The organism is Yoonia sp., from assembly GCF_036007805.1.
GTDB lineage: Bacteria > Pseudomonadota > Alphaproteobacteria > Rhodobacterales > Rhodobacteraceae > Yoonia.
Genome location: NZ_DASYOK010000117.1, coordinates 1 through 1,932, shown reverse-complemented (window position 1 = coordinate 1,932; position 1,932 = coordinate 1). Strand labels below are relative to the sequence as shown.

Sequence of the window (1,932 nt, the reverse complement as noted above, 5' to 3'; positions counted from 1 at the left end):
TCCGTCGCAATCCACGATGATCTGTTTGCGATGACGGACGCCGACCATGCAAAGATGCGCGCCATTGCGCGCCGTCAGGTGCACGCCCCCATCGAGGCAAGGAAGGCAACGCGCGTTACGCCCGCACAGCCCGTTAAAATGATAGAGGCGATGAGCAACAAACCCGCGCCACAACTGCCAAAGCCAACGAAAATCGACGGACGCACGATAAATAACGCGATGCAGCAGCAGATGGCGCGACAGCGGGTAATTGACGTGCTGACAGAGCCGATGACAGAGCGCGAGATTGCAGAGCGACTGGACCGCTCAATGATCACGATTTTTTCGCGGATGAAGGAGTTTGAGGCGGAGGGTCTGGTGACGTGCGAGACATTCCCAAACCGCGCCGACGGGCGGCAGGTGCCCCGCAAGTGGTCGCGCACCGGCAAGCCGTTGGGTGATCCGCCGAAGAAATCGCTGACGGTAATCATATCTGAGCAGAGTGAGAAAAACCGCGCCGCCGTTCTGGGCGCGCTGGATGAACCCCGCGCAGGTTATCAGGTGGCGGAAATGCTAGGCATGAGGCGCCACACCGTTTCCGGCATCATGCGTAACCTCGCCCGACTTGGCCTGATCCGAGAAGGCGGGATTGTGCGGACGAGCAACAATAAACCCGTAACCGCATGGGTGCGCGCATGAAGCAGATCGTCGCCAGATTGAACGCCCAGATCGAAGCGCAGGCCGAAACAATCACCCGCCTTCGCAGGGATGGCGAGAACATGCGCCGCGCAAAGGTAGCGCTGGAGCGCAAAGTCGAGAGCTTGCAGGCAAAAGTGGACAAAGCGCGCCCCGCGCCAGCGCAGCCGCCGGCAGAGCGCCACCCTATCCTTGTATTCAAGTCACGGAGGGCAGGGGCATGACCATAGAGGCCATCAAGGGGCCGAGAGGCGAGGAGCTGGCCCGATGCACCTGCGCTGATTGCGGCGCGACCGAAGACGTTAGAGCGGCACATGGAAACTGCCCCGGAGGTCGCGGACGCATTGTCATGGCGCTTTCCAATGACGGGCAAGCCATTCGGAAGATCGAAGCCCAAGGGTGGGCGCTGGTGAAGAAGAAACTGCGCTGCCCTGCGTGCGAAGCCAGCCGCCGCGCTGTCACTGCAAATTCCAGCGGTGACACCACCACCACCACTCATGCACTTGGAAGGGACAAGCCAATGGAAAAACCGCCTGCTACCGTAACTTCACTGCGTCAAGCGACACCCAAACAAAAGCGCGAGATCATTGGTATTCTCGAAGACGTTTATGACGACGACAGCAAGAGATACAAAGGCCAAGAGACTGACAAAACCGTCGCGGAGACGATCGGTAGCGGCGTCATGCCCGGTTGGGTGGCTGAGATCCGCGAAGAAATGTTCGGACCGGATGGCAGCAACGACGAAATGGACGCGCTGTTGATCGAAATGCGCGCTTGGCGCGACGCTCGCATGAAGGATGTGAGCAACGCGCGGATTCACTTGGAAAACGCCGAAAAAGTGCTGCGCGATATGGATCAGGCGATTGCCAAGGTTGTCGAGTTTGAAAAGCGCCAAGCGAACATCATCAAGGCCGTCGGCCCCAAGGCAGCGAGGGCATAGGCATGACCATCACCCCAGAACAGGCTGAAACCATCCGCACCGTCAAAACCCGCGTTCAATACATGCGCGCAGGCGGTGCCCGCGATGAAATGATAAGGGCCGGGCTGATAGCCGAGGGCTGGCCCGCTGCGGCGGTGCTGGCAGCGTTGGAGGCCAAGTTATGACGAAGAAAGGCATTCTGACGGGCATCATCGGTTTCAAGGCGCCAAAGGGAAGGGGGCCGGATCAACCCATCCCCGTGGCTAACTCAAAACATCGGCGCCTCAAGGCTATCAATGCCAGCCTCGTCAACGCCAATGAGCCGACCCTACAGCGCG

The 1,932-nt window shown here is 59.6% G+C and carries 4 protein-coding genes; all 4 read left to right on the top strand.

Annotated features, from left to right (window positions below; genetic code table 11):
* A partial coding sequence (locus tag VGP75_RS06600) for a helix-turn-helix domain-containing protein (protein WP_327542896.1) occupies window positions 1-678 on the top strand: 678 nt, incomplete at its 5' end.
* Entirely contained in the window at window positions 675-899 is a 225-nt protein-coding gene (locus VGP75_RS06595) for a hypothetical protein (RefSeq protein WP_327542895.1), read from the top strand. The genes VGP75_RS06600 and VGP75_RS06595, both read left to right, overlap by 4 nt.
* On the top strand, window positions 896-1,615 hold the full coding sequence (locus VGP75_RS06590) for a hypothetical protein (RefSeq protein ID WP_327542894.1): 720 nt from the start codon (window positions 896-898) through the stop codon (window positions 1,613-1,615). Before VGP75_RS06595 ends, VGP75_RS06590 begins: the two co-directional genes overlap by 4 nt.
* Window positions 1,616-1,617: 2 nt before the next feature.
* On the top strand, window positions 1,618-1,779 hold the full coding sequence (locus tag VGP75_RS06585) for a hypothetical protein (RefSeq protein WP_327542893.1): 162 nt from the start codon (window positions 1,618-1,620) through the stop codon (window positions 1,777-1,779).
* The last annotated feature ends 153 nt before the right edge of the window (window positions 1,780-1,932 follow it).

Excerpts from the sequence above, each read along its gene's own strand:
- VGP75_RS06585 (WP_327542893.1), top strand. The coding sequence starts at position 1,618 with ATGACCATCACCCCAGAACAGGCTGAAACCATCCGCACCGTCAAAACC.
- VGP75_RS06590 (WP_327542894.1), top strand. The coding sequence starts at position 896 with ATGACCATAGAGGCCATCAAGGGGCCGAGAGGCGAGGAGCTGGCCCGA.
- VGP75_RS06595 (WP_327542895.1), top strand. The coding sequence starts at position 675 with ATGAAGCAGATCGTCGCCAGATTGAACGCCCAGATCGAAGCGCAGGCC.